Consider the following 25,347-nt stretch of genomic DNA (forward strand, 5'->3'; position numbering starts at 1 on the left):
GAGTCATTGCGCCTCACACGTCCCCCCTCACTTGTGCCCCCGTCGTCCCTCTGACACGCACCCGGCAGCGGGGGACCAGAGATTCCCCAGGCCCCGGTTCGGGAGTGCTCCGTAGCTTCGGCGCCGCCCCCGGGCACGCTCTCACCCGCCCCTCCCCATGAGCGAGATCACGTTCGGCACGGACGGCTGGCGCGCCGTCATCGCCGAGGACTACACCTTCGACAACCTGACCCGCGTGGCGCGCGCGACGGCGGCCTGGGTCCAGAAGCAGGACGCCGGGGACGGGTCCGTGGTGGTGGGACACGACACGCGGTTCCAGGGCCCAGCCTTCGCGCGGCACGTCGCGTGCGTGTTCGCCAGCGCGGGCGTCCACGTCCACCTCGCCGAGGCGTTCGCGACGACGCCGGCCGTGAGCTGGGCCACAAACGACCGCGGCGCGACGGCCGGCATCGTCATCACGGCCAGCCACAACCCGCCCGAGTACAACGGGTTCAAGATCAAGGGCCACTTCGGCGGGCCGGCCACGCCGGCCATGATCCGAGAGGTCGAGGCCGAGCTGGCCGCGCTCAAGGGCCGGTTCACGCTCAGGCCCTACGACGCCCTCGTGGCCGACGGGCTCATCGAGACGTTCGACCTCCAGGCCGGCTACGTCGACCTCCTGCGCCAGCGGCTCGACCTCGACGCCATCAAGGAGGCCGCCACGCGCGTGGCCTACGACGCGATGTACGGCGCCGGCCAAGGTGTCGTGACCGAGCTGCTGGGGAAGCCGCGCGTCGAGGAGCTCCACCACGAGCTCAACCCCGGGATGCACGGCCAGGCGCCCGAGCCCATCGAGCGGAACCTGGAGGGCCTCCTCGAGACCGTGACGGCCGAGAACTGCGGGATCGGCCTCGCCACCGACGGTGACGCCGACCGGATCGGACTCGTCGACGAGGAGGGCCAGTTCGTCGACTCGCACAAGATCCTCGCGCTCCTCGTCAAGTACCTCCACGAGGAGAAAGGGCTCAGGGGCGACATCGTCAAGACGTTCTCGACGACCGACATGCTCGACCGGATGGGCGAGACCTACGGCCTCGACGTCACGACGACGCCCATCGGGTTCAAGTACATCGGCCCGAAGATCGTCGAGGGCGACGTGCTCGTCGGCGGCGAGGAGTCGGGCGGGATGGCCATCAAGGGCCACATCCCCGAGCGCGACGGCCTGTTCATCGGCATGACCGTCGTCGAGATGATGGTCAAGCGCGAGCGGACGCTCTCGGGCCTCGTCCGCGAACTGATGGACGAGTTCGGTCCGCACTACCAGTCGCGCCAGGACCTCCACACGACCGAGGACCGAAAGCAGGCCGTGCTGCAGCACCTCCAGGCCGACGGCCTCGCCGAGGTCGACGGGCAGCCGGTCACGGCGACCGAGACGCTCGACGGGTTCAAGTTCCGCGTGGCGGACGGCTGGCTCATGTTCCGGGCCTCCGGCACGGAGCCGGTCCTCCGCATCTACTCCGAGGCGCCCAGCCAGGAGGCGGCCGACGCGCTCGTGGCCTGGGGCGTCCGGTTCGTCGAGGGCGACGGCTGAGCGCCGGCCCGCGACCGGTCGGCCCGTTTGGGCGGCGCGCGGCGCGCGCCGTGACGACGTTCGCCCTCTCCACCACACGCCCGCCGATGCGCTCGCTCCCCCCGACGGCGCTCGCCCTCCTCCTCGCGCTCGCCGCCTGCGACAGCTCGGCGCCCCAAGACGGGCCGCTCGTCGCGAACACGTTCTCGGTCCAGGTCGGTGACGGGGAGCCCGTGGTCCGCACGGAGGCCCACTTCGGGTCCTACGTGAGCGCGACGACGGGGGCGACGGTGGCGATGGTGCTCGGCACGCGGCCCGTGGGGTCGCTCGCCTCGATCACGGCGCCGGTGGTGGGGTTCGCCTACGACGGCGCGTCGGTGAGCGTGGGGAGCTACGACCTCGCGGCGGTGAACCCGAGCGGCGACCCGCCGGAGGGCATGTTCATCGGCGTCTACATCGACCCGGCGGAGTACGTCTCCGGCCAGATCGGGCGGAGCGGGTTCTACTACACCGGCGAAGGCACGATCACGTTCGATGAGGTCGACGCGACGCACGCGCGGGGCTCGTTCTCGATGCGGGCCGTCGAGTTGGGCGACGGGTTCGCCGCCTCGGAGGCGGCCGTCGAGGTGAGCGGCGAGTTCCACGCCGTCCACACCGACGCGTTCGGGAACGAGGACGCGATCTGGAACTGAGTGCTCCTCGGCGCGAGGGGGCGGGGATAGAAGGCCGTGCGTGACGGCACCCTGTCAGGCCTGGGCCGTAGTCTGCCGGACTGCACCCGCCCCACCGTGTCCGCCGCCACTGTCCCCCTGACCTCGGCCCCGTCCGCCTCGGGTGACGCGTCGATGTGGCGAGTCGAGGCCGTGTTCGCCGGCCTCGCGCTGGCCGGACTGGTGGGCGGGCTCTGGGCCGAGTGGCAGGGCGCGGCCGTCGCCAGCGCCGCGGGCTACGCGGTGGCGTACGCCTTCGGCGGGTGGTTCGGGCTCCGGGCCGGGCTCGAGTCGCTCCGCGAGCGGTCGGTCGACATCGACCTGCTCATGGTCCTCGCGGCGCTCGGCGCGCTCGCGATCGGGGCGCCCTTCGAGGGGGCGATGCTCCTCTTCCTGTTCTCGCTCTCGAACGTGCTCCAGCACGTCGCCATCGGGCGGAGCCGGCGGGCCATCGGCGCGCTCATGGAGCTCCGACCCGACGCCGCGCTCGTCCAGCGCGACGGCGAGTGGGTCGAGACGCCCGTCGAGGCGGTCGCGGTCGGCGACGTGTTTCGCGTCCGGCCCGGCGACCGGGTCCCGCTCGACGGCGTCGTGGTCGAGGGCCAGAGCGAAGTCGACCAGGCCTCGCTGACGGGCGAGAGCGTGCCGGTGCCGAAGGGCGCCGGCGACGAGGTGTTCGGCGGGACGACCGTCGGCGGCGGCGCGCTCGACGTCCGCGTGACGAAGCCGGCGGGGGAGAGCGCCATCGCGCGCGTGATCGCGCTCGTCGAGGACGCGCAGTCGCGGAAGGCCGAGACGCAGCGGCTCATCGACCGGTTCGAGCAGCCGTACGCGCTCGCCGTGATCGGGATGACGCTCGTCGCCATCGCGCTCCCGCTCCTCGGCTGGGGCGCCCCGTTCCGGCCGACGTTCTACCGCGCCATGACGCTGATGGTGGCCGCCAGCCCGTGCGCGCTCGTCATCTCGACGCCGGCCGCCGTCCTCAGCGCGATCGCCGCGGCGGCCCGGAGCGGCGTCCTCTTCAAGGGCGGCGCGACCGTCGAGGAGGCCGCGGGCGTCCGCGCCGTCGCGTTCGACAAGACGGGCACCCTGACGGCCGGGCAGACGCGCCTGACCGACGTGGTGCCTCTGGCAGAGGGCCTCACCGACGACGGCCTCGTGGCCCTCGCGGCGTCCGTGCAAGCGCGGAGCGAGCACCACCTCGCGCGGGCGACGGTCCGCGAGGCCGAGGCGCGCGGGCTGGACGTGGAGGAGGCGGCCGCGTTCGAAGCCACCGCCGGCCGCGGCGTGGGGGCGAGCATCGGCGGGCGGGTCGTGCGGATCGGCAACCCGCAGCACGTCGACGGGCGCGAGGTCGCCGGCCTCGACGCCGCGCTCGCCGAGGTCGACCGGCTCCGCGGAATGGCGCGGACGGCCGTCGTCGTGACGGAGGCGGACGCCGCGGGCGAGCGCGCGCTCGGCGTGATGGCCTTCGCCGACATCCTCCGGCCGACGGCCGCCGAGACGGTCCGCCGCCTCCGGGCGGCCGGCGTCGAGCACGTCGTGGTCCTCACCGGCGACACGGCCGCCGTCGCCGAGGCCGTGGGCCGCGAGGCCGGCGTCGACGCGGTCTATGCCGATCTCTTGCCGGAGGCGAAGGTCGAACTCATCCGCGAACTGGAGGCGCGGTGGGGCGGCGTGGCGATGGTGGGCGACGGCGTCAACGACGCGCCGGCGCTGGCGGCGGCGACGCTCGGCATCGCCATGGGCGGCGGCGGCACCGACGTCGCGCTCGAGACGGCCGACGTGGTCCTCATGGGCGACGACCTCGGCAAGATCCCGTACCTCCTCCGCCTGAGCCGCCGGACGCGCCGGACGCTGGCGGTCAACATCGCGATCTCGCTCGGCGCCATCGTCGTGATGGTCGTGACGATCCTCGGCGTCGGGCTCGCGCTCCCGCTGGCGGTCGTCGGGCACGAGGGGAGCACCGTCCTCGTGTCGCTCAACGGCCTCCGCCTTCTCGGCGCCCGCGACCGGCGCTGAGTCCGCCCGCCTCGGGGCGCTGCCGGTCCGGGCGAGAGACCGACCGAGGCGGACCGACCGAGGCGGACCGACCGGGCTAGAGGAGCGACGCCAGCAGGATCTGGGCCAGGAGGATCTTGAGGATGATCGCGACCGGGAAGACGGTCGTGTAGCCCACGTTCGGGAGGTCGTCGCCGCTCTGGTCGAGGGCGTAGCTCAGCACGGCCGGCTGCGACTGGATGCCGGCCACGATCCCGATGAGCAGGCCCATCGGCATCCGGAGCACCTTCCGCCCGATCCACAGCGCGGCGACGGCGCTGGCGAACGTGACGGCGGCGCCTGCGGCGACGATGGCCGCCCCGCCGGTCTCGGTCAGCGTCGTCAGGAACGTGTGGCCCGACCGCGTGCCGATGCCGGCGAAGAACAGGACGAGCCCGAACTGGCGGAGCACGAGGTTGCCGCTGTACGGAAGGTGCCACACGAGCGGGCCGGTCCGCCCGAGCGTCCCGAGCACGAGGCCCACCACGAGCGGCCCGCCGGCCAGGCCCAGCCGGAACGTGAGGCCCCCGGGGAGGGGGACCGGGACGAGCCCGACGAGGAGCCCGGCCGCCAACCCGAGGCTGAACGTGAGGAGGTCGATCTCACTCAGCGCTTTGTACGAGTCGCCGAAAAAGCGGCTCACCGCGGGGAGCGCGGCCGTCGGCGCGACGACCCGGACGCGGTCGCCGGGCTCGAGCACGGTGTCGTCGCGGGCCAGCCACTCGACGTCGCCGCGGCGGACGCGCGTGACGACGGCGCCGAACCGGTCCATCAGGCCGAGGTCGCCGATCCGTCGGCCGGCCACCTCGTGCGACGACACAAACACGCGGCGGTAGTCGACCTGCCCGCGGTCGACGACGAGGGGCGCGCCGTCCTCGGCGCCGAGGTCGGCGGCGACGCGGTCGAGCGCGTCGGGCGCGCCGACGACGCTGACGAGGTCGCCCTCGCGGAGGTGGTCGCCGGGCGCCGGGAGCCGCTGGCCCTCCCGCTGGACGCGCCCGAACCGGACGGCCCCGCCGTAGCGGTCGGCCAGCTCGCCGACGCTCGGCTCCGTCGCCTCCGGCCGCGTCACGCGGACCGTCCGCCGGTCGACGGCCTCCGGGATCGACTCGTGGCCGCGGACCCGGGCCGCCTCGGCGGCATAGTCGATCCGCCAGGCCCGCTGCGCCACGGCGATCGCCACGATCGATCCGACGACGCCGACGGGGTAGGCGAGGGAGTAGCCCACGACCGGCTCGTCCGCGATCCGCGCGGCGACGTCGGGCGGGACGTACGACGCGACGTAGTCGAGCACGGCCGCGAGGGCCGGCGTGTTGGTCGTGGCGCCGGTGTACATCCCCGTCGCGACGGCCGCGGGCAGGTCCAGCGCCACGGCGAGCGCGGCCGCCAGCCCGGCCCCCCCGAGCAGCACGCCGACCGCCAGCACGTTGTCGCGGACGCCCTTCCGCCGGAACGACGCGAAGAACCCGGGCCCGCTGCTCAGCCCGATCGTGTAGACGAACAGGACGAGGCCGAGCGCGACGGTGAACTCCGGGAGCGCGAGCGCGGGGTCGAGCGCGCCAACGCCGAGGCCGGCGAAAAGGACGGCCGCCACGCCCAGCCGCGTCCCCAACACACGGATCCGCCCGAGCACGTAGCCCAGCGCCGCGACGACGACGAGGAGCAGGACCGGGCTCTCCGTGAGCAGGGCGACCATCGGGGCACGGGGGACGACGAGCCGCACGGCCTCCACCGGTGGCCGGTTCCGCCTCCGGCCGCCCGCAGAGGTGGCCCGCGGGTCGGGAGCGCTTTTTTTGTGGCTCCGCCCCGCGGGGCCGCCCGGTGCGCTACCGAGGCGGGCGGTACACGAGCCGGAAGCGGGCGTCGAACCGGCCGTCGGCGTGGTGCCCGCAGCACGTGGCGCAGGCCGTCCGCCGCGAAGGGCGCCGGGCGCGACGGTGGACCGTCCCGCAGCCCGGGCACGTCGCCGTGACGCCGGCCGTCCCGCCGTAGGCCCCGACCGTGGCGCCGCCGGGCCAGATCACCCGGCCCGTCCGCCGGTGGACGATGCGGACGTAGGCCGGCCGTCCCGCCCGCGCGCACGCCGAGCACCGCCGGGGGTGGATCGGCTGGCGGTAGAGGTCGTGGTGGGCCTCGCAGGACGGACATGAGGCGAGGTACGGCGCCGTCGGGTCGGCGGGGAGCGTGCCCGTGTGGCACCGCTCGGGCCGGGCGCCGCAGGCGATGGCGATCGCTCGCCACGTGGCGTCGTGCGACGTCTCGCCGCGCCGCTCGACGTCGATGGCGTGGGCGACCTCGTGGCGGAGCGTCTCCTCGACCTCGGCGGCCGAGAGCGTGCGTGTGAGGTGGGCCGAGAGCGTAATCCGCCGGCCGGTCGGGTGGCACGCCCCGAGCCGCCGCCGCGCGCGGTCGAACCCGAACGACCACCCGAGATCGGTGAGGGGGGCGCCGAGGAGATCCCGGCCGAGGGCGCTCATCAGGCGCTCGGCGAGCGCGCGGGCGTGGTCGAGATCGGGCATCTGGCGGCAGCGGCGCCCGACGCCTCAGGGGAGGCGAAGGGATCGAGTCCGGGGAGGTTCGGTGGTCGGCATTCCCGTGCGAACGCCGCCGCGAGGCGTCACGCGCATCACTCTGGGGTCGAGGGAGATGGCGCGAGGAAAAAGTAACCCCGCCGCCGCGCACGTCGCCGTCGCTGAGACGGGCGGGAGTCGCCGGAGCGGACGGCGGGACGCGAGCCGTCGTGCCATGGGGGCGGAGGGCGGCACCGGTGCGGGGGGCGCGCGTACAGCCCGTCCCGTCACCCCCTGCACGTCTCCATGTCCACCCCCCACCTCGGCGTCGTCGGCCTCGGCGTCATGGGCCGCAACCTCGCCCTCAACGCGCTCGACGCCGGAAACGACGTCTCGGGTACCGACCTCGGCGAGGACGCCGTCCGCGGCTTCGAGCAGGAGGCCGCCAGGCCCGTCACGGCCACGACCGACATCGGCGCGTTCCTCGACGCGCTCCCACGGCCCCGCAACATCCTCGTGATGGTCCCGGCCGGCCCGCCGGTCGACGCCGTTCTGGGCACGCTGGCTCCGAAGCTCGACGAGGGTGACCTCGTCATCGACGGTGGCAACTCGCACTTCCCCGACACGCAGAGGCGGCACGACGAGATGGCCCAGCAGGGCCTCCACTTTTTCGGGATGGGCGTCTCGGGCGGCGAGGAGGGCGCCCGCCTCGGGCCGAGCATGATGCCCGGCGGGCCGAAGGCGCCCTACGCCCGCGTCGCGCCGGTCCTTGAGGGGATGGCGGCCAAGGTCGACGGCGAGCCGTGCGTGGCGCACCTCGGCGCTGGCGCCTCCGGCCACTACGTCAAGATGGTCCACAACGGGATCGAGTACGGGCTGATGCAGCTCCTCGCCGAGGCCTACGACCTCCTCAAGCGCGGCGCCGGGCTCGGCAACCAGCGGATGGGCGACTTGTTCAGCCAGTGGAACGACGGCGAGCTCCGGAGCTACCTCGTCGAGATCACGGCCGACATCCTCCACCACCCCTACACCGTCGAGGTCGACCCCGACGAGGCGCCCGGCGACGAGGCCCCGCCCGAGGGGATGACCGGCCGCTACCTCCTCGACTACATCCTCGACACGGCCGCGCAGAAGGGGACCGGCAAGTGGACGAGCCAGGACGCCCTCGACCTCGGCGTCCCGACGCCGACCATCGACGCGGCGGTCACGGCCCGCTACCTCTCAGCGCTCAAGGACGAGCGCGTGGCGGCCAGCGACCTCCTCGGCGACCCCGCCGGCCGCGCCCCCGGCGACCCCGAGGACCTCGTCGACGCTCTCGGCGACGCGCTCCTGGCGGCGTTCCTCGTGACCTACGCCCAGGGCTTCGCGCTCCTCAAGCGCGCGAGCGACGCCTACGAGTTCGGGCTCGACCTCGGGACCGTCGCCCGGGTCTGGCGCGGCGGCTGCATCATCCGCGCCGACCTCCTCGAGACGTTCCGCGAGGCGTTCCGCGCCGACGAGGACCTCCCGAACCTCCTCGTGGCGCCCGTCGTCGCCGAGAAGCTGATCGGCCACCGCGGCGCGCTCCGGCGGGCGGTCGGCCTCGGGACGCAGGCCGGCATCCCCACGCCGTGCCTCTCGACGGCCCTCGCCTACCTCGACGCCTACCGCAGCGCCTGGCTCCCAGCCAACCTCGTCGCCGCCCAGCGCGACTACTTCGGCGCCCACACCTTCCAGCGGACCGACCAGGACGGCACGTTCCACGTCCAGTGGGAGCCGGCCGGTCTGTGAGGTGGCGAGTTTAGAGTTCTCTGATGCCCTGCAGGATCCAACTCTGAACTCCCCACTCCGAACGCAAGAATGACTGTCCCCTCTGCCGTCCAACTCATCCTCTTCGGCGCCGCCGGCGACCTCGCGCACCGGAAGCTGATCCCGGCCCTCTACGACCTCCATCGGGAGGGCCACCTGCCCGACGAGGTGGACGTGGTCGGGGTCGACCTCCAGGAGATGGACCCCGCCGCGTTCGTCGAGTTCTCCTGCGACGCGGCCGACTCGCTCGGCCGGTTCTTCCCCCGTGACGCCGACGCCGACAACTGGGCCGCCTTCTCCGAGCGCCTGAGCTACGTCCAGGGCGACGCCACGGAGCCTGAGACCTACGCCCGCCTCGGCGAGCATCTGGAGAAGGTCGGTCCGAAGGGGGAGCGCCCACACCGCGTCTTCTACCTCTCCGTCGCGCCGTTCCTCGTCGAGTCGATCGTCAAGAACCTCGCCGAGGCGGGCCTCCTCGACGACGTGGAGCGCGACCGGTTCGTCGTCGAGAAGCCGTTCGGGCGCGACGCCGAGAGCGCGCGCCAACTCGACCGCGTCCTGCTCGGCACCGCCGACGAGGGCCAGGTCTACCGGATCGACCACTACCTCGGCAAGGAGACGGTCCAGAACCTCCTCGCCTTCCGGTTCGCCAACGCCCTCTTCGAGCCCGTCTGGGACGCCCGCTACGTCGACCACGTCCAGATCACGGTGTCCGAGACGGTCGGCGTGGAGCACCGCGGGGGGTACTACGAGGGGGCCGGGGCCATGCGCGACATGGTCCAGAACCACCTCCTTCAACTCCTCTGCCTCGTGGCGATGGAGCCGCCCGTCGCGTTCAAGGCCGACGAGGTCCGCAACAAGAAGGTCGACGTGCTCCGGGCCGTCCGGCCGGTCACGCGCGAGCGGGTCCACGAGGTCGCCGTGCGGGGCCAGTACGGCGAGGGGTTCCTCCGCGGCGAGCGCGTGCCGGGCTACCGCGAGGAGCCGAAGGTGGCGAAGCGCTCGGCCACGGAGACGTACGCCGCGCTCAAGCTGGAGGTCGACAACTGGCGCTGGCACGGCGTCCCGTTCTACCTCCGCACGGGCAAGCGGATGCCGCGCCGCGTGAGCGAGATCTCGGTCCAGTTCCGGCCGGTCCCGCACCGCGCGTTCCCGTCCGGCGCCGACGAGGCGTTCCAGCCCAACCGGCTCGTCCTCCGCATCCAGCCCGACGAGGGGATCGTCCTCCGCTTCCAGGCCAAGCGGCCCGGCCCGCAGATGCTCCTCCAGCCGGTCGCCATGCGGTTCGACTACGACGAGGCCTTCGACACGCCGCCCGACGCCTACGAGACGCTGCTCCTCGACGCCATCCGCGGCGACGCCACGCTCTTCATGCGGGCCGACCAGGTCGAGGCCGCGTGGCAGGTGGTCGACCCCGTGCTCGAGGCGTGGGCCGAGTCGCCGCCGGCCGAGTTCCCCAACTACGCCGCCGGCACCTGGGGCCCCGCCGCGGCCGACCGACTTCTCGCCCGCGATGGCCGCTCGTGGTCGGAGCCGTTGCCCTCCGACCCGATCCCGCCCGGCACCGCCCCCGAGGCCGTCGCCGACGCGCACCCGGAGGAGGGGGAAGGAGGGACGGGCCATCCGGGATAGGGAGCCCCGGGTCCCTCCATCCCGGACTTCTCCAGCCCTCGTCTTACCCGAACCAGCCGAGCAGCCACGCCAGGAGCGGCACGGCGAACAGGATCATCAGGCCCACGAACAGCCACGCGCTAAGCGTCATGCTCGCCTTACGGACGGGGAACTCGTAGGCGCAGTAGGGGCAGACCTCGGCGTCCTCGGGGACGGCGAACCCGCAGGAGGGGCACTCGCGCTCGCCGGGGCCGGGTTCGGTCACAGCGTCGGGAGGGCGATGAAGTCCTCCGCCTCGGTCGCTTCCTCCACGGAGTCGCCGAGGCGGGCGGGGCGGCGGTCGATCCAGCCGCCGGCCACGACGTCGTCGCCGTCGTAGAACACGGCGGCCTGGCCCGGGGCGACGGCGTCGCGCGGCTCGGAGAAGACGGCCTCCAGCGTGTCGGGGCCGGTCTGGCGGACGACGGCGGGCGCGCCGGGGTCGCGGTGGCGGATCTGGCCGTGGAGCGTCGTCTCGTCGTCGAGGCCGGCGCGGCCGCTCCAGACGACGCCGCTGGCGTCGAGCGTCCGCTCCGCCAGCGCCTCGCGTGGGCCGACGACGACGGTGTTCGTCTCGGGCTCGATGCGGACGACGTAGACCGGCTCGCCGAGCGCGATCCCCAGCCCGCGGCGCTGTCCGACGGTGTAGAACGGGTACCCCTCGTGCCGCCCCACGACCTCGCCCGTCTCGACGTGGACGAACGGGCCGTCCGCGATCTCAGCGGCCTCGGGCGAGCGGCGACGCAGAAACCCGCGGTAGTCGTCGTTGGGGACGAAGCAGATCTCGTACGAGTCCGGCTTCTGGGCGACGTGGTCGAAGCCCATGTCGTCGGCCATCCGGCGGATCTCGGTCTTGGCGAGGCCGCCGAGCGGGAAGAGCGTCCGCGCGAGGTGGTCCTGCGCGACGCCCCAGAGGACGTACGACTGGTCCTTGGTCCGGTCGAGCCCGCGGCTGACGACCCAGCGGCCGTTCTGCTCCCCGACCCGTGCGTAGTGGCCCGTCGCGATGTGCTCGCAGCCGAGGGCGTCGGCGCGCTTCAGGAGCGCGGCCCACTTGATGTGCGTGTTGCAGAGGACGCACGGGTTGGGCGTCCGCCCGGCGAGGTAGTCGGCCTCGAACCGGTCGATGACCCAGCCGCCGAACTCGTCGCGGATGTCGACGACGGTGTGGCTGGCCCCGAGGCGGACGGCCACCGCTCGGGCGTCGTTCATGTCGTCGAGCGAGCAGCAGCCGGACTGGGTCCGCGAGACGCCCGAGCCGCCGAGCGACGTCTCGTAGTCCCACGTCTTCATGGTCACGCCCACGACCTCGTAGCCGGCCTCGTGGAGGAGGCCGGCCGTGACGGACGAGTCGACGCCACCGCTCATGGCGACGAGTACGCGACCATGACGACTCATAAAACGGACCGGTAACCGGTGGGGACGCAGTTTGGCACGGGGGAAGCTAGGGGGAGAGGAGCCGGCCGGCCCCGCTGGCGGGCTAGAGTTTCCTCCATCTTCGCCGTCCCCCGACGCGAGCGCCGGGATCTTCCGGCTCGTTCCCCCGACGTCCATGCAGTCGCAGCCCCCCACCCGCCGCGAGCGGATCAAGACCCCCGACGCGCCGGCCGCCATCGGCCCGTACTGCCAGGGCCTCCTCGTCGGCGAGACGCTCTATGTGTCGGGCCAGATCGCGCTCGACCCGAAGACCGGCGACATGGTCGAGGGCGACGTCCAGGACGAGACGGCCCAGATTCTCGACAACGTCGGCGCCGTCCTCCGCGCGGCCGACATGGACTTCGCGCACGTCGTTCAGGTCACGCTCTTCCTCCGCGAGATGGACGACTACGCCCCCGTCAACGAGGTCTACGCGCGCTACTTCAGCGGGGCCACGCCGGCCCGGGAAGCGCTCGAGGTGGGGAAGCTCCCGCGCGAGGCGCGCGTCGAGATCAGCTGCATCGCCGTCCGGTGACCGATTGGCCCGGTCCGCCTCGGCGCCGAGGCGGAGGAGGCTAGACCACGATCGCGACCTCGACCGGGACGCCGGCGGGCAGCTTCGAGCGCCCGTCCAGGAACGCGATCTCGACGGCGAACGAGATCCCGACCACCGTCCCGCCGGCCTTCTCGACCAGTTCGCAGGCCGCGGCCGCCGTCCCGCCCGTCGCGATCACGTCGTCGTGGACGAGCGCGCGGGCGCCGTCGGGGAGGTCCTGGCCGTGGAGCTCGAGGGCGTCCTCGCCGTACTCCAGCGCGTAGGTCGCGCGGACGCTCGCGGCCGGCAGCTTGCCCGGCTTCCGGGCCGGGAGGAAACCGGCCCCCAGCCGCTCGGCGAGGGCGGCGCCGAACCAGTAGCCCCGCGACTCGATCCCGACGACGTGCGTCACGCCCGCGTCGGCCCAGGGAGCGGCGAGCGCGTCGAGCAGCTGGCCGAACAGGGCGGGGTCGGCGAGGACCGGCGTGAGGTCCTTGAACTGGATGCCCGGCTTCGGGAAGTCCGGGATCGTGCGGAGGGCGTCGGCGAGGTCAGGCACGGGCGGGGAGGCGGGGCGTCGAAGATTACGGGGCTCTGCGCGTCCCGGCCCGGCCGATCTACCCCTCGGCGTTGGCGACGCGGAGGCCGCGCTCGTACGTCGTCTTGTACTGGCGGACGGCCTCGAAGATGGACCGGGCCGTCTGGTCGAGGCCGGCGCTCGTCGAGAGGAATTGGGCCTCCTCGCGGTTCGTCACGAACCCGACCTCGACGAGGACGGCCGGCATCGACGCGGCCCAGAGCACGATGAAGTTGTCCTGCTTGACACCCCGGCTGTGCCGGCCCGACTTGACGAACTCGCCCTCGATGAGCCGGGCGAGGTGCTGGCTCTCTTCCTGGTAGGCGCTCATCGCCAGCGACGCGAGGATGTCGTCCTCGCCGTGGAAGTCGGCGTAGAGGCTCGGGTCGCTCTCGAGCTCGATCACGGAGTTCTCGCGCTCCATGACGTCGCGGGCGTTGCCCTGGCCGCGCGGGGCCAGGAAGAACGTCTCCGTCCCGCGCGCCGACGTCGAGCCGGCGGCGTTGGCGTGGACCGAGATGAACAGCTTGCCGCCCGACCGGTTGGCGATCCGCCCGCGGTCGCGGAGCTCGACGAACGTGTCGTCGTCGCGGGTGTAGACGACACGGACGCCGAGCTCGCGCTCGATCATCGGGCCGAGGCGGGAGACGACGCCGAGCGCGATCTCCTTGTCGGAGGTCCCGTTGGCGCGCGCGCCGAAGTCGTGGGCGCTGTGGCCGGCGTCGAGGACGATCGTGTCGAGTCGCCAGCGCTCGGCGCCGGTCGCGATCGGCAGCGACTCCCCGCCGGGGACCGGACCGACGCCCGTCTCGGCCGGCGCCGGCGCGACGGGCTGGACCCGCTCCGGTTGGCGCGGGGCTGGCCGACGGGAGGTGGGCCGGTCGGAGACCGTCTGGCGGACGCCGGGGTTCTCGACCGTCGTCGCGACCGGCCGGCTGGGGCGACCGCCGCCCCACGCCTGGCGCCGGGGGCGCGGCGTCGAGGAGAACGACACGAGGAGGTCGTCGCTGTCGCGGTCCGGGTAGGCCCGGACGTGGACGCCGTCCTCGACTTCGAACCGGACCACGACGCGGTCCTCGTCGGACTCGACGCGGTACTCGCGGACGGGGCGGACGGCCCGCTCGCGCTCGACGGCCGGCGCGAGGTGCGCGCGGTACAGGACGAGTTCAAGCGCGTCGCCGTCCTGGTCCACGCTGTAGGCCCGGACGGGGCTCGTGGTGTGGACGCGGGCGACGAGGGCGTCTCCGTCGGGACTCCGGTCGAACGAGACGCGCTCGACGTCGAGGCGGGCGTCGGCGAACCGAGCGGTCGGCGAGGCCATCGTAGGCGCGGCCGACGCGGGCGCCGCCATCGCGAGCGCGAGGAAGAGGCTAGCGAAACGGTGCATGAGGCGGAGGGGCCGGGGGGAGAGCCCAACGACACGGGAAAACCGTGCCGCACAACGTCCCCCGCGGACGGCGTCGTCCCATCGGGGCGGGGCGCAAAACAGGCGGCCTATCCGGAACCGCCTCGTTCCCGCGTCGCCCTGCGATGGTGGGGGGACCGTGTCACCGAAGGTATTCACTTGGGAGCCATTCCCTCAAGTGATTTCTGAGCCGCCACCGGGTTACCGAACGCCACGGCTCCGGGTCGTCTCGACCCGCCTCGGCGAACGCGTCACCGAGGCCGGCGGAGCGCGTTTACTGGCCGCCGATGAGTTCGCGGAGCCGCCCCTCGACGATGTCGTCGTGGTGATCGCGGCGGTCGGAGAGCTCCTGTCGGGCGGCATCCAGGCGCTGCGCGGCGACCGAAATCTCGCCCTCGCGGATTTCGTGGTGGAGGTCGAGGAGGTCCGAGAGGAGGTCGCGGAGCTGGCCGCGAAGGCGCGTCCGCTCGGGGCCGCTCGGGAGGGCGCGGATCCGGGCCGCGAGCGCGTCGGACTCGGTCTGCATCGCGGCGGCCTCCTGCATCCGGTCGTAGAGGTCCCCGTCGCGAGAGGCGACGTCGCGCATGTAGGCGGCCTCGACGATGGGTGAGACCTCCTCCTCCGGCATGGGGGCGGCCTCCGTCTCGGCCACGTCGCCCATGATGTAGACGCCACGGCCGGGCCGGCTGGACTCCGACATGGTGACGAGCCGCTCGTTCTCGAGGACGTAGGCCTCGCCGTCGATCTCGAGGACGGGGGCGAGGGGGCCGCTGTACTCGAGCGGGGCCATCGCGAAGCCGGTCAGGTCGAGTCCGTCGGGCACGGCGTCGGGCAGGAGCCGACCGTCGAGGTAGATCTGGCCGTCCCGGAGCTCAAACGTGTGGACGACCTCCTCGGTCTGCGCGGAGGGCGCAGCCGCGACGGCGAGGGCGAGCACGCACGCGGCGATCAGGCGTCGGATCATCGCTGGACCGAGGACGAATCGGTGCGGAGGCGGGCGCGGGCGGGCGCCGTGCGGATGGCCGGGGTGCCGGCGCGGACGGACTGGAGGCCCGGCGCGGACCCGGCCGATGGCGACGCGGGCTGGCCGAAGGCCTCGGCCGGCACGTCGTCCCAGGCGAGGTCGTCTTCGGAGCCCAGTTCTTGGAGCCGCAGCGAGAGCGCTCGGACATCCTGCGACATCTCCCACGACGGCGGGTCCGACGGCGCGGTCGAGGCGGCCGGACGCGAGGTGGCGGCGACGGGCTGCAAGGACGTGGCCGCGAGCGGCTGGGCCCCTCGTTGCGGCGCCGACTCGGCTGCGGTTGATGGCCGTCCGGCCGAGACGGGTGGGGGCGCCGCGAGGCCCGCGATCGGGGAGACGACGGCGAGGGCGCCGCCACTCCCGGCCGGGGCGGTTGCGTCGAGGTCGGCCGCGGGCTCTTCAACTGGCGTGCTCCCTGACGCGTCCAGAGGCGAGACGGGCGCTTCCGTCGCCTCGGCCGTGGCGAGTGCCATCGGCGCCTCGCTCTCGGCGCCCCCGAGCGGGAGCAGGACGATCGCTGCGAGCGCGGCGACCAGAAGTCCGGCAGCGCCAGCCCAGATGCCGACGGGCGTGCGGCGGCGAGGTGGGCGGGCCGGAGCGCGGTCGACAGAGGGGGCAGGCCGATCGTTGCGGACCGGCGCGGCGCCGACGGTCGCGGCGGCGAGGCGGACGGCGTCGAGCGTGGCGGCCGCGGGGCGCGGGCGGGGGAGCCGGTCGAGCGCCCGGAGCGACTGGGCGAGCACGGCAGCCTCAACGGGCGCGACCGTGTCGGTCGGCTCAGCCTCGACCCCAGCCGCCTCGGCGGCGCGGGCGAGGACCGCGTCGACGGCCTCGGCCGACGGGCGGGGCTGGGGACGAGCGGCGAACGCCCGCTCGACGGCGGCGCGCGACTGGCGGAGCGCCTCGGCTTCGACCGACGCGATGGCAGGCGCGTCGAGGTAGAGGGACCGGACGGCGGCGAGCGCGGTGGAGGCCTCGGCGGCGCGCGCCTCGACGGCGGCGATCACCGACGCGTCGGGGCGCACGCTCCGCAGGCGATCGAGCGCCTGGAGCGACTGGTCGAGGACGGCGGCCTCGACGGGTGACTCGGCGGAGAGCGCGACGGGCTCGGCACCGACCACCTCCGCGGCGCGGGCGAGGACGGCGGCGACGGCGTCGTCAGAGGGCCGCGGCTGCGGACGGGCGGCGAAGGCGCGGCCGAGCGCGGCGTCGGTCTGGGTGACGGCCGCGGCGACCACGGCGGCGCGCGCCTCGACGGCGGCGACGGCCTCGGGCGACGGCGGCCGCGCGGGCCACGTGTCGAGGAGGTCGCGGAGTTGGCGGAGGGCCTCCTGCTCCGGGTGCCCCGCGCCGCCGGGCGCCGCCGGGGCGCCGATGGGCTCCACGCCGTATGCGTGGCGAAGCGGGGTGAGAGCGTCAGACATCGGACAGTGGGCGGGCGTAGCGAACGGGACGGCTGGCGATCTCGTGTGTGAAGAGAAGAGCGACCGGGCGAGGACCGTGCCGGGGACGGCGGGCCCGAGGCGGAGGGCCTCAGGCGGCGGCCTCGTCCTTAGGCTTCGGGGCGCCCGGCACGTCGGCCGTGACGCCCTCGAACCACTCGGGGTCGAGGATCTTGCGGAGGTTGATGAGCGCGTAGCGCATGCGGCCGAGGGCCGTGTTGATCGAGACGCCGGTGAGCTCGGCGATCTCGCGGAACGTGAGCTCCGACTGGTGCCGCATGAGGACGACCTCGCGCTGCTCCGGGGGGAGCTCGTCGATGGCCGCCTCGACCTCTTCCCAGAGGTCGGCCCGGTTGAGGAGCGAGTCGGCCTCCGGGGCCTCATCCGGCAGTCGGTCCCAGAACGACGGCCCCTCGTCCTCATTGCCGAACTTGTCGACGTCGGTGAACTTCTTCTTGGCGCGGAGCCAGTCGAGCGCGGCGTTCCGCGCGATCCGCATGGTCCAGGCGAGCCACCGGCCCTGGCTCTCGTAGGAGCCGCGGCGGCGGTGCATGGCCTGGATGGCGCGGTACAACGTCTCCTGGAACAGGTCGTTGGCCACGTCGCGGTCCTTGACCATCCCGACGAGGTAGCCGAAGATCCGCTCCTGGTGCCGGGACAGGAGCTGCGAGAAGGCGCGCTGGTCGCCGTCGTCGAGGTAGGCCTGGACGAGCTCGGCGTCGGTGGGAGGAGGCATAGGTCAGGCGTCGCCGGCGGAGGTCGGGAGGGGGGGCGTCTCACGCGCGGCGGCCGTCGCGGCTCCCCTGAGATCGGAGTCGGCCGCCTCGGCCGGCGCGTCGGGCCGGTGGACGAGGAGGCCGTACTTGCCCGCGTAGAACGACGGCGGGGCGCCGGGCCCGGCCGTCAGCGCGTCCCACGCCGCGCGGACGTCGCGGCCGGGCTCGACGTCGTCGAGCACGACGAGCGCGCCGTCGGCGAGGTGCGGACGGAGCGTGGCCAGGTAGGCGAGCGCGGCCGCGGCCTCGTGGTGGCCGTCGACGAACACGAGGTCGAACGGGCCCTCGGCCGCGGCCGTCGGCCCGAGCGTCTCGGCGAACGGCCCGACGACGACCTGGACGCGGCACGCGTCGTCGTCCCCCACGCCGTGGCCGAGGCGGGCGAGGTGGCCGGCGGCGAGGGCCGCCAGCTTGGGGGCGCCCTCCAGCGTCACGAGCCGGCCGTGCGGGGCGCCCTCGGCCTCGTTGAGCGCGAGCGCCGCCGCGAGGTGGGCCGCGCCGAGCCCGAGGTTCGTCCCGAGCTCCAGCACGCCCGTCGGCTTCATCCCGCGCACGAGCCCGAACAGGAACCGGCCCCACGCGGGGCCCGTCGCCGCGCGCCGGTAGACCTCGGCGACGGCGCGCTCGGGCGCGTTGCTCCCCGCCGAGCCGGCGCCGTAATCGACCACCTCGACGGCGTCGGGCGAGCGGCGGAGCCGTCCGCGGAGCGCGTCGATGGCCGCCTCGGCGGGGCGTTCGGCCGGGCGGAGGCGGAGGGAGGCCGCCCGACGGAGCCCATCGCCGGCGGCCCCGGGCAGGGCCGGCTGGCCCAGTCGGAGCGCGGCGAGGCCGGCGCGGAGCGGGAGGACGGAGAGGTGGGGCACGGCGAGAATCGGAGCTCGCGAAGCTACGGGGCGACGCGGCACGGGGGAAAACCCGGTCTCGATTCCCTAATGGAACGGACCGCCCCGGGTCCGGTTACCCTCGCCGCACATCTCTTCCGGCCCCTCTCAGCGGCCGCCGCGGACTCGGGCGCCCTCACGCGCGCTCCCCCTCTGGTCCCTGGCGAATGCGACGGCCGCCACCGGCAGCCGAGGCCACCCTGAGGCCCGACCTCCCCAACCGGGGGTCGGGCCCCCTTTTTTAGGGACGGGCCGTGGGGTCCTCTGCCACGACCTCGAGGCGGGCGGGGTCAGGCGACGAGGTCGATCGCTTCCGACAGCCGGCGGACCGGGAGGAGTTCCAGGCCGTCGGGCGCGCGGAGGCCCTTCGTGTTCGCCTTCGGGAGGAGGGCCCGCTCGAACCCGAGCTGCTTGATCTCGGCGAGCCGCGACTCGATCCGGCTCACGGCGCGGACCTCGCCGCCCAGCCCGAGTTCGCCCACGATCGCCGTGCCCGAGTCGAGCGGGACGTCCTTCAGCGACGACGCGACGGCGAGCGCGACCGCGAGGTCCACGGCCGGCTCCTCCAGCCGCACGCCGCCGGCCACGTTCAGGAACACGTCGGTCTGCGAGAACCGGAGCCCCTCGCGCTTCTCCAGGACGGCCAGCAGGAGCTGGAGCCGCTTCGAGTCGAACCCCGTCGCCGTCCGCTGCGGCGTGCCGTAGCTCGCCGGCGCCACGAGCGCCTGGACTTCCACGAGGAGCGGGCGCGTCCCCTCGAGGGCACAGACGACCGCCGAGCCCGACGTGCCGAACTGGCGTTCGCTCAAAAAGAGCGCGCTCGGGTTGCCGACCTCCTGGAGCCCGTCCTCACGCATCTCGAACACGCCGAGCTCGTTGGCCGCGCCGAACCGGTTCTTGACGGCCCGGAGGATCCGGTAGGCGTGGTGCCGGTCGCCCTCGAACTGGAGGACCGTGTCGACCATGTGCTCCAGCACGCGCGGCCCCGCGATCGAGCCCTGCTTCGTGACGTGGCCGATGAGGAACGTCGTCATGGGCAGCGTCTTCGTGACGTCGAGCAGCGCCGCCGCCGACTCGCGGACCTGGGCGACGGAGCCGGGCGCGCTCGTCAGGTCGGGCCGGTAGACCGTCTGGATCGAGTCGACCACCATGAAGTCGGGTTGGAGGTCGTAGGCCGCGGCGAGGATGGCCTCGACGTTGGTCTCGGGGAAGAGGAAGAAGCTGTCGGGGTCGACGCCCATCCGCCGCGCGCGGAGCTTGACCTGCTGGGCGCTCTCCTCGCCCGTCACGTAGAGGAGCGTCCCGGCGCCGTCCTCGGCGGAGAGCCCACGCCCGAGTTCCGTCATGAGCGTCGACTTGCCGATGCCGGGGTCGCCGGCCACGAGCGTGAGGCTGCCGACCATGGCCCCGCCGCCGAGGACCCGGTCGAACTCTTTGAGCCCGGTCGGGAGCCGGTGCCGCTGGGCGACCGTCACGTCGCGGAGCCGCTGGGGGCGGGCGTCGCCGTAGGCCCCGGCGAGGCGCGGCGCCGAGCCGGAGCCGCCGTCGCCCGAGAGCGACCGGCCGCCCTTCATCACGGGCGCCTTGACCGCCGTCGGCACGGCCTCCTCGACGAGCGTGTTCCACTCGCGGCACCCGCTGCACTGGCCGGCCCAGCGGATCGACTCGTGCCCGCACTCCTGGCAGACGTAGCGGGTTTTGGACTTGGCCATGGGGGCGGGGAGGGTGGGTCGTGGAACGTAGGGAGGGCCGCCTCGGTGCCGAGGCGGAGGGGCCGACCACGGTCATCCTGAGCGCAGCGAAGGATCTCGACGGACTCGATCGGGTCGGCGGTCGAAACGAGACGGCGGCAGACACGAGGTCCTCGGCTGCGCCGTCGCTCCGCTCCACTAGACCCGATCCTGTAGAACGGGGAGCACACGTGCGGCCGTCGGAGGGAGAGAGCCGCCGGCGGGTGGGATGGAGAAACGGTGGGCGGACGTCGGGCGTCCCGGGAGGCCCGTAGCTTGCCCGAGGCGGAGCCTCGCGAGGCCCGCCCCGGCCGGATCTGGAAGATCGCCCCGGCCGCTGCCACCCGTCCGTCACATGGAAGTCCCCCCGAGCGACGCCTCCCTCGCCGCGCGCGTCCGCGCCGGGTTCGCCCCGCTCTGGCGCGTCCCCGGCGGGCTGCTCCACGGGTTCGGCGCGTACTGCGTCCTCATCGCTGAGGCGTTCAACCTCCCGCGCGACCTCCGGCCGTCGCTCTACGCCCGCAACCTGGCGACCCAGATGGTCCAGGTCGGCATCGACTCGATCCCCATCGTGTCGCTGGCGACGGCGTTCTCGGGCGGCGTCGTCGTGGTCCAGGCGATCTACCAGCTCGAGAACCCGCTCCTGCCGCTGTCGATCGTCGGGACGTTCGCCGAGCAGTCGATCCTCCTCGAGCTGGGCACGCTCGTGACGGCGTTCGTGCTGTGCGGCCGCGTCGGCGCGAGGATCGCGGCGGAGCTGGGGACGATGCGCGTCAAGGAGCAGATCGACGCCCTGGAGGCGATGGGGCTCAATTCCCGGAGCTTCCTCGTCGTCCCGCGCGTGCTGGCGGGCGTGCTCATGTTCCCCGTGCTCTACGTCGTGGCCGCGACGGTCGGCATGGCGACGGGCGGCGCCGTGGCCGAGCTGTCGGGCGTGCTGACGATCCAGACCTTCTGGGAGGGCGCGCGCCTGTTCTTCCGCCCGTACGACGTGTTCTTCGGCCTCGTGAAGTCGCTCGTGTTCGGGTTCGTCATCACGAGCATCGCCTGCTACACGGGCTACAACGCCGAGGGCGGGGCCGAGGGCGTGGGCAAGGCGACGACCCGGGCCGCCGTGCTCGGCTGCGTCTGGGTCCTCTTCTCCGATTACCTCTGCGCCGCGATCCTGTTGTGAGGTCGGAGCCCAGCCGTCCCACTCCGTCTCCGACCCCCGACCTCTGAACCCCGAGCTCTCCCCGTGATCCAGATCCGCGACCTGTCCAAAAGCTTCGGCGGCAACGCCGTGCTGCGGAACGTCGACCTCGACGTGCCGGAGGGCGAGGTCACGTGCATCATCGGGCGGTCGGGATCAGGCAAAAGCGTGCTGATGCGCCACATCGTGGGGCTCCTGGAGCCGGACGCGGGCCGCGTGATCGTCGACGGCGCGCCGCTCGACGAGCTGACCTACTCGGAGCTCCGGCAGGTCCGGCGGAAGTTCGGCGTGCTGTTCCAGGGTGGCGCCCTGTTCGACTCGATGTCGGCCCGCGACAACGTCGAGTTCCCGCTCCGGACGTTCACCGAGCTCTCGCCGAAGGAGATCCGCCAGCGGGCCGACGAGTGCCTCGAACTGGTCGAGCTCCCGGACGCCGGCCCGAAGAAGCCGGCCGAGCTCTCGGGCGGCCAGCAGAAGCGCGTGGCCCTCGCCCGCGCCATCGCCATCGAGCCCAAGTACATCCTCTACGACGAGCCGACCTCGGGCCTCGACCCCGAGACCTCGAACACGATCGACGAGCTCATCCACCGCCTCGGCACGACGATGGGCACGACGAGCGTCGTCGTGACGCACGACATGCACTCGGTCCTGTCCATCGCCGACCGGATCGCGTTCGTCCACGAGGGGACCATCCCGTGGACCGGCACCGTCGACGACCTCCACCGGGCCGAGAGCGAGACGCTCCTGGCCTTCGTCCGGGCCAACGAGTACAAGATCGGCGTCCCGTCCGAGACCGCGTAACCAGCGAGTAGTCCGTGGAGCGTGGGGCCGTCCTGCGTTCTGCGCCCCCCGACCCACCCCCTATGCTCACCAACGAGATCAAAGTCGGCCTGGCGGTCCTGCTGTCGGCCGTGGCCATCTTCTTCGGCGTCCGGTTCCTGTCCGGGCAGTCGCTCTTCGGGGGCGGCTACGAGGTCGTGGCCGTGTTCGACGACGCGCAGGGGCTGACGCCGGGGGCCATCGTGCGGCTCAACGGCGTCCGCGTGGGCGACGTGCAGGACGTGGAGCTGGGGCCGAACGCGCGCGAGGTGTTCGTGACGCTGTCCATCAACGGCGGCGTCGAGATCCCGCGCGGGTCGACGATCCAGACGGCCGGGCTGAGCGCGCTCGGCGAGGTCAACGTCGAGATCACGCCGCCGGCCGGGGCCGACGCGGGGCGCCCGCTCGTGGCCGGCGACACGCTCCGGGCCGTCTCGACGCCCGACATCTTCGACCTCATCGCGGGCGAGTCGAACTCGCTCACGGCCCGGGCCGACACGGCGCTGATCGGGGCCGTCAACACGTTCACGACGCTCGACGAGATCCTCCAGAACTCGGGCGGCGACATCGAGGCCGTCCTCTCACAGCTCCGGTTCCTGACGCAGGGCGCGACCCAGCTCATCATCGACGAGCGCGACCGGATCGACCGGACGATCGGCTCGCTGGAGCAGGCGGCGGCCAACGCGAGCGCCGTCTCGGACCGCGTCGGGCGCAACGTCGAGGACGTGTCGGTCGTTGTCGGCAACGACCTCGTGGCGACGTCGGGGACCGTCCGGAGCCTCGCCGAGGCGAACTCGGATTCGGTCACGGCCGCGGTCAACAACCTGTCGTCGGCGCTCCGCCGGGCCGACGCCCAGCTCGTCGAGCTCCGCGTCTTGACCCAGAACCTCGCCTCGCTCTCGGCCGACCTCGACTCGACGCTCAACTCGCCCAACGGGACGCTCGGGCTCCTGCTCAACGACCCGTCGCTGTACTACAACGCGAACGCGGCGGCGGCGGCGCTCCAGCAGATCCTCCAGGACCTCCAGGCCGAGCCCGGCCGCTACCTCGGCGAGCTCGACGGCGTCGTCCGGGTGTTTTAGGGCGGAGGGCCGCCTCCTGGCTCCGCCCGCCTCGGTGCCGAGGCGGGGAAGGCGAGTGGGGACGGCCGAGCGGCGGCGGTACCATTCGGGGCCACCCCCCGATCGTCCGCATGTCCCTCCGTTCCCTCCTCGTCCTGCTGGTCGTCGTCGCCAGCGCCGCGTCTGCTCAAGAGCGTCCGCCGCTCGGGCTCATGGACGTGTTCGAGCTCGAGTACGCCTCGGACCCCCAGATCGCGCCCGACGGCGAGACCGTCGTCTACCGCCGGAACCGGCTCGACGTCCGGACCGACCGGGTCCGCGGCGACCTCTGGACCATCCACGCCGACGGCTCGGGCCACCAGCCGCTCGTGACGGGCGTCGACGCGGCCTCGCCGCGGTGGGCGCCGGACGGCCTCCGCGTCGCCTACCTCGCGCGCGACGAGGGCGAGGACCGGCGGCACCTCATGATCCGCTACCTCGAGACCGGCGCGACGGTCCCGGTGGCCCGCCTGCCGTCGGCGCCGGGCGGGATCGCGTGGTCGCCGGACGGGACGCAGATCGCGTTCACGCGCTTCGTCGAAGGCCAGGCGGAGCCGCTCGCGTCGCTGCCCGGCCCGCCCGAGGGCGCTGAGTGGGCCGCGGCGCCGCGCGTCATCGAGACGACGATCTACCGCCGCGACGGCGGCGGCTACGTCGAGCCCGGTCACCGCCAGCTGTTCGTGGTCTCGGCGGAGGGCGGCACGCCGCGCCAGCTCACGGTCGGCCCGCACGACGTCGACGGGACGCCGGCCTGGACGCCCGACGGCCGCGCCCTCGTCGTCTCCAGCGACCGCCGCGAGGACGCCGACCTCGACCCCGGCGACTCCGAGCTCTACCGCGTCGACGTGGCGACGGGCACGATGACGGTCTTGACCGACCGGCGTGGGGCGGACGCCTCCCCGGCCATCGGCCCCGACGGCACGATCGCCTACCTCGGCTCCGACGACCGGCGCCTCGGCTACCAGCTCACGAACCTCTACGTCCGCGACGGCGAGGCCGCGGAGCGGGTCCTGCCCGCGCTCGACCGCGACCTCCAGGACCCGGCGTGGGCCGACGACGAGATCGTGGTCGCCTACGACGACCAGGGCACGACGCGGCTGGCCGTCGTGACCGACCGCGGCGAGCTCCGCCAACTGGCCGAGAACCTCGGCGGGACGTCGATCGGTCGGCCCTACGGCGGCGGCTCGTTCTCCGTCGGCGGCGGGCGCGTGGCGTTCACGCTCACGGCGCCCGACCACCCGGCCGACGTGGCCGTGGTCGACATCGACGGCGGCGGGCTCCGCCGCCTCACCGACCTCAACGGCGACCTCTTCCAGCAGCGGACCCTCGGCGAGGTCGAGGAGATCTGGGCCGAGTCGTCGGCCGACGGGCGGCGCGTCCACGGGTGGGTGGTCCGGCCGCCCGGCTTCGACCGGAACCGCCGGTACCCCCTCGTCCTGGAGATCCACGGCGGGCCGTTCGCCAACTACGGCCCGCGGTTCTCGATGGAGGCCCAGCTCTACGCCGCCGCCGGCTACGTCGTCCTCTACACGAACCCGCGCGGCTCGACGAGCTACGGCGAGGCCTTCGGCAACCTCATCGACCGGGCCTACCCGGGCCAGGACTACGACGACCTCATGAGCTCGGTCGACGCCGCGCTCGACCTCGGCTACGTCGACCCCGACCGGCTCTACGTCACGGGCGGCTCGGGCGGCGGCGTCCTCACGGCGTGGATCGTGGGGCACACCGACCGCTTCGCCGCGGCCGTCGTCGCCAAGCCCGTCATCAACTGGACGAGCTGGCTGCTCACGGCCGACTCGTACGTCTTCGGCGCCAAGTACTGGTTCGACAGGCTCCCGTGGGAGGACCCGGACGCCTACTGGAAACGCTCGCCGCTCGCGCACGTCGGGAAGGTGACGACGCCGACGATGGTGCTGGTGGGTGAGGAGGACGTCCGGACGCCGGTCTCGGAGTCGGAGCAGTACTACCAGGCGCTCCGGCTGGAGGGCGTCCCGAGCGCGTTCGTCCGGGTGCCCGGCGCGTCGCATGGGATCGCGAGCCGGCCGAGCGGGCTCATGCGGAAGGTCGGCTACATCCTGGCGTGGTTCGAGCGCTACGGCGGCCCCGCGCTGGCCGCCGCCGAGTGATCGTCCGTCGTCCCCCCGTGTCATCCTGAGCGACCGGAGCGAGTCGAAGGATCTATGGTGCGACCCGGTCTCGCGCT

General features: G+C 73.5%; 21 protein-coding genes. 10 read left to right on the plus strand and 11 right to left on the minus strand.

Going from position 1 to position 25,347, the window contains the following annotated elements; translation table 11 throughout:
- Nucleotides 1-157 precede the first annotated feature (157 nt).
- The 3 genes from BSZ37_RS06945 (at nucleotide 158) to BSZ37_RS06955 (ending at nucleotide 4,281) form a co-directional block, all read left to right on the plus strand.
- A complete protein-coding gene (locus BSZ37_RS06945; protein ID WP_095509851.1) occupies nucleotides 158-1,570 on the plus strand; it encodes a phosphoglucomutase/phosphomannomutase family protein in 1,413 nt (470 codons plus the stop codon).
- A gap of 86 nt (nucleotides 1,571-1,656) precedes the next feature.
- Entirely contained in the window at nucleotides 1,657-2,241 is a 585-nt protein-coding gene (locus tag BSZ37_RS06950; protein ID WP_095509852.1) for a hypothetical protein, read from the plus strand.
- Between the two features lie 153 nt (nucleotides 2,242-2,394).
- Nucleotides 2,395-4,281 (plus strand): heavy metal translocating P-type ATPase, encoded by a 1,887-nt coding sequence (locus BSZ37_RS06955; protein WP_095509853.1) that lies wholly within the window; start codon nucleotides 2,395-2,397, stop codon nucleotides 4,279-4,281.
- A 76-nt stretch (nucleotides 4,282-4,357) separates the two neighbouring features.
- Here the strand turns inward: BSZ37_RS06955 and BSZ37_RS06960 are convergent, their stop codons facing one another.
- Entirely contained in the window at nucleotides 4,358-5,995 is a 1,638-nt protein-coding gene (locus BSZ37_RS06960; RefSeq protein WP_095512330.1) for an aspartate:alanine exchanger family transporter, read from the minus strand.
- Between the two features lie 130 nt (nucleotides 5,996-6,125).
- Nucleotides 6,126-6,818, minus strand: a complete 693-nt coding sequence (locus BSZ37_RS06965; RefSeq protein WP_095509854.1) for a SprT-like domain-containing protein — start codon at nucleotides 6,816-6,818, stop codon at nucleotides 6,126-6,128.
- A 297-nt stretch (nucleotides 6,819-7,115) separates the two neighbouring features.
- Here BSZ37_RS06965 and gndA point away from each other — a divergent pair, with 297 nt between their 5' ends.
- On the plus strand, nucleotides 7,116-8,579 hold the full coding sequence (gndA, locus tag BSZ37_RS06970; protein ID WP_095509855.1) for an NADP-dependent phosphogluconate dehydrogenase: 1,464 nt from the start codon (nucleotides 7,116-7,118) through the stop codon (nucleotides 8,577-8,579).
- Between the two features lie 69 nt (nucleotides 8,580-8,648).
- Nucleotides 8,649-10,229: a glucose-6-phosphate dehydrogenase gene (zwf, locus tag BSZ37_RS06975; protein WP_095509856.1), complete on the plus strand. Its 1,581-nt coding sequence runs from the start codon at nucleotides 8,649-8,651 to the stop codon at nucleotides 10,227-10,229.
- A 43-nt stretch (nucleotides 10,230-10,272) separates the two neighbouring features.
- Here the strand turns inward: zwf and BSZ37_RS06980 are convergent, their stop codons facing one another.
- Nucleotides 10,273-10,473, minus strand: coding sequence for a zinc ribbon domain-containing protein (locus BSZ37_RS06980; protein ID WP_095509857.1), 201 nt, complete (start codon nucleotides 10,471-10,473; stop codon nucleotides 10,273-10,275).
- Nucleotides 10,470-11,645, minus strand: coding sequence for a tRNA 2-thiouridine(34) synthase MnmA (mnmA, locus tag BSZ37_RS06985; RefSeq protein ID WP_095509858.1), 1,176 nt, complete (start codon nucleotides 11,643-11,645; stop codon nucleotides 10,470-10,472). The genes BSZ37_RS06980 and mnmA overlap by 4 nt, the downstream gene beginning before the upstream one ends.
- A gap of 154 nt (nucleotides 11,646-11,799) precedes the next feature.
- On the opposite strand from mnmA, the gene BSZ37_RS06990 reads away from it, so the two are divergent.
- Entirely contained in the window at nucleotides 11,800-12,198 is a 399-nt protein-coding gene (locus BSZ37_RS06990; RefSeq protein ID WP_095509859.1) for a RidA family protein, read from the plus strand.
- Between the two features lie 40 nt (nucleotides 12,199-12,238).
- Here BSZ37_RS06990 and BSZ37_RS06995 read toward each other — a convergent pair whose 3' ends face one another.
- The 7 genes from BSZ37_RS06995 to radA all read right to left on the minus strand — a co-directional run bounded on the left by BSZ37_RS06995 (nucleotide 12,239) and on the right by radA (nucleotide 20,015).
- Complete coding sequence (locus tag BSZ37_RS06995; protein WP_095509860.1) at nucleotides 12,239-12,757, minus strand: adenine phosphoribosyltransferase; 519 nt, start codon at nucleotides 12,755-12,757, stop codon at nucleotides 12,239-12,241.
- Nucleotides 12,758-12,815: 58 nt separating this feature from the next.
- The gene (locus tag BSZ37_RS07000; protein WP_095509861.1) at nucleotides 12,816-14,162 is read right to left on the minus strand and encodes an N-acetylmuramoyl-L-alanine amidase family protein; all 1,347 of its coding nucleotides are present in this window, start codon (nucleotides 14,160-14,162) and stop codon (nucleotides 12,816-12,818) included.
- A 292-nt stretch (nucleotides 14,163-14,454) separates the two neighbouring features.
- Nucleotides 14,455-15,144: a hypothetical protein gene (locus tag BSZ37_RS07005; protein WP_095509862.1), complete on the minus strand. Its 690-nt coding sequence runs from the start codon at nucleotides 15,142-15,144 to the stop codon at nucleotides 14,455-14,457.
- Nucleotides 15,141-16,628, minus strand: coding sequence for a hypothetical protein (locus BSZ37_RS07010; protein WP_143537580.1), 1,488 nt, complete (start codon nucleotides 16,626-16,628; stop codon nucleotides 15,141-15,143). The genes BSZ37_RS07005 and BSZ37_RS07010 overlap by 4 nt, the downstream gene beginning before the upstream one ends.
- 109 nt (nucleotides 16,629-16,737) lie before the next feature.
- Nucleotides 16,738-17,382 carry an RNA polymerase sigma factor gene (locus BSZ37_RS07015; protein WP_095509864.1) on the minus strand — a complete coding sequence of 215 codons (645 nt, stop codon included), beginning with the start codon at nucleotides 17,380-17,382 and terminating at the stop codon, nucleotides 16,738-16,740.
- A gap of 3 nt (nucleotides 17,383-17,385) precedes the next feature.
- Entirely contained in the window at nucleotides 17,386-18,285 is a 900-nt protein-coding gene (locus BSZ37_RS07020; RefSeq protein ID WP_095509865.1) for a class I SAM-dependent methyltransferase, read from the minus strand.
- 308 nt (nucleotides 18,286-18,593) lie between these two features.
- Nucleotides 18,594-20,015: a DNA repair protein RadA gene (gene radA, locus BSZ37_RS07025; protein ID WP_095509866.1), complete on the minus strand. Its 1,422-nt coding sequence runs from the start codon at nucleotides 20,013-20,015 to the stop codon at nucleotides 18,594-18,596.
- A 373-nt stretch (nucleotides 20,016-20,388) separates the two neighbouring features.
- Between radA and BSZ37_RS07030 the strand changes: the two genes are divergently transcribed.
- The 4 genes from BSZ37_RS07030 (at nucleotide 20,389) to BSZ37_RS07045 (ending at nucleotide 25,270) form a co-directional block, all read left to right on the plus strand.
- Nucleotides 20,389-21,207 (plus strand): MlaE family ABC transporter permease, encoded by an 819-nt coding sequence (locus BSZ37_RS07030; RefSeq protein ID WP_095509867.1) that lies wholly within the window; start codon nucleotides 20,389-20,391, stop codon nucleotides 21,205-21,207.
- Nucleotides 21,208-21,270: 63 nt separating this feature from the next.
- Nucleotides 21,271-22,026: an ABC transporter ATP-binding protein gene (locus BSZ37_RS07035; RefSeq protein ID WP_095509868.1), complete on the plus strand. Its 756-nt coding sequence runs from the start codon at nucleotides 21,271-21,273 to the stop codon at nucleotides 22,024-22,026.
- A gap of 62 nt (nucleotides 22,027-22,088) precedes the next feature.
- Nucleotides 22,089-23,126, plus strand: coding sequence for an MlaD family protein (locus BSZ37_RS07040; protein ID WP_095509869.1), 1,038 nt, complete (start codon nucleotides 22,089-22,091; stop codon nucleotides 23,124-23,126).
- A 110-nt stretch (nucleotides 23,127-23,236) separates the two neighbouring features.
- Entirely contained in the window at nucleotides 23,237-25,270 is a 2,034-nt protein-coding gene (locus BSZ37_RS07045) for an alpha/beta hydrolase family protein (protein ID WP_095509870.1), read from the plus strand.
- The last annotated feature ends 77 nt before the right edge of the window (nucleotides 25,271-25,347 follow it).

Origin of the sequence: Rubrivirga marina, assembly GCF_002283365.1 — a bacterium.
In the GTDB taxonomy this organism is placed as follows: domain Bacteria; phylum Bacteroidota; class Rhodothermia; order Rhodothermales; family Rubricoccaceae; genus Rubrivirga; species Rubrivirga marina.

Excerpts from the sequence above, each read along its gene's own strand:
- BSZ37_RS06945 (WP_095509851.1), top strand. The coding sequence starts at position 158 with ATGAGCGAGATCACGTTCGGCACGGACGGCTGGCGCGCCGTCATCGCC.
- BSZ37_RS06950 (WP_095509852.1), top strand. The coding sequence starts at position 1,657 with ATGCGCTCGCTCCCCCCGACGGCGCTCGCCCTCCTCCTCGCGCTCGCC.
- BSZ37_RS06955 (WP_095509853.1), top strand. The coding sequence starts at position 2,395 with ATGTGGCGAGTCGAGGCCGTGTTCGCCGGCCTCGCGCTGGCCGGACTG.
- BSZ37_RS06960 (WP_095512330.1), bottom strand. The coding sequence starts at position 5,995 with ATGGTCGCCCTGCTCACGGAGAGCCCGGTCCTGCTCCTCGTCGTCGTC.
- BSZ37_RS06965 (WP_095509854.1), bottom strand. The coding sequence starts at position 6,818 with ATGCCCGATCTCGACCACGCCCGCGCGCTCGCCGAGCGCCTGATGAGC.
- gndA (WP_095509855.1), top strand. The coding sequence starts at position 7,116 with ATGTCCACCCCCCACCTCGGCGTCGTCGGCCTCGGCGTCATGGGCCGC.
- zwf (WP_095509856.1), top strand. The coding sequence starts at position 8,649 with ATGACTGTCCCCTCTGCCGTCCAACTCATCCTCTTCGGCGCCGCCGGC.
- mnmA (WP_095509858.1), bottom strand. The coding sequence starts at position 11,645 with ATGAGTCGTCATGGTCGCGTACTCGTCGCCATGAGCGGTGGCGTCGAC.
- BSZ37_RS06990 (WP_095509859.1), top strand. The coding sequence starts at position 11,800 with ATGCAGTCGCAGCCCCCCACCCGCCGCGAGCGGATCAAGACCCCCGAC.
- BSZ37_RS07000 (WP_095509861.1), bottom strand. The coding sequence starts at position 14,162 with ATGCACCGTTTCGCTAGCCTCTTCCTCGCGCTCGCGATGGCGGCGCCC.
- BSZ37_RS07005 (WP_095509862.1), bottom strand. The coding sequence starts at position 15,144 with ATGATCCGACGCCTGATCGCCGCGTGCGTGCTCGCCCTCGCCGTCGCG.
- BSZ37_RS07010 (WP_143537580.1), bottom strand. The coding sequence starts at position 16,628 with ATGTCTGACGCTCTCACCCCGCTTCGCCACGCATACGGCGTGGAGCCC.
- BSZ37_RS07015 (WP_095509864.1), bottom strand. The coding sequence starts at position 17,382 with ATGCCTCCTCCCACCGACGCCGAGCTCGTCCAGGCCTACCTCGACGAC.
- radA (WP_095509866.1), bottom strand. The coding sequence starts at position 20,015 with ATGGCCAAGTCCAAAACCCGCTACGTCTGCCAGGAGTGCGGGCACGAG.
- BSZ37_RS07030 (WP_095509867.1), top strand. The coding sequence starts at position 20,389 with ATGGAAGTCCCCCCGAGCGACGCCTCCCTCGCCGCGCGCGTCCGCGCC.
- BSZ37_RS07040 (WP_095509869.1), top strand. The coding sequence starts at position 22,089 with ATGCTCACCAACGAGATCAAAGTCGGCCTGGCGGTCCTGCTGTCGGCC.
- BSZ37_RS07045 (WP_095509870.1), top strand. The coding sequence starts at position 23,237 with ATGTCCCTCCGTTCCCTCCTCGTCCTGCTGGTCGTCGTCGCCAGCGCC.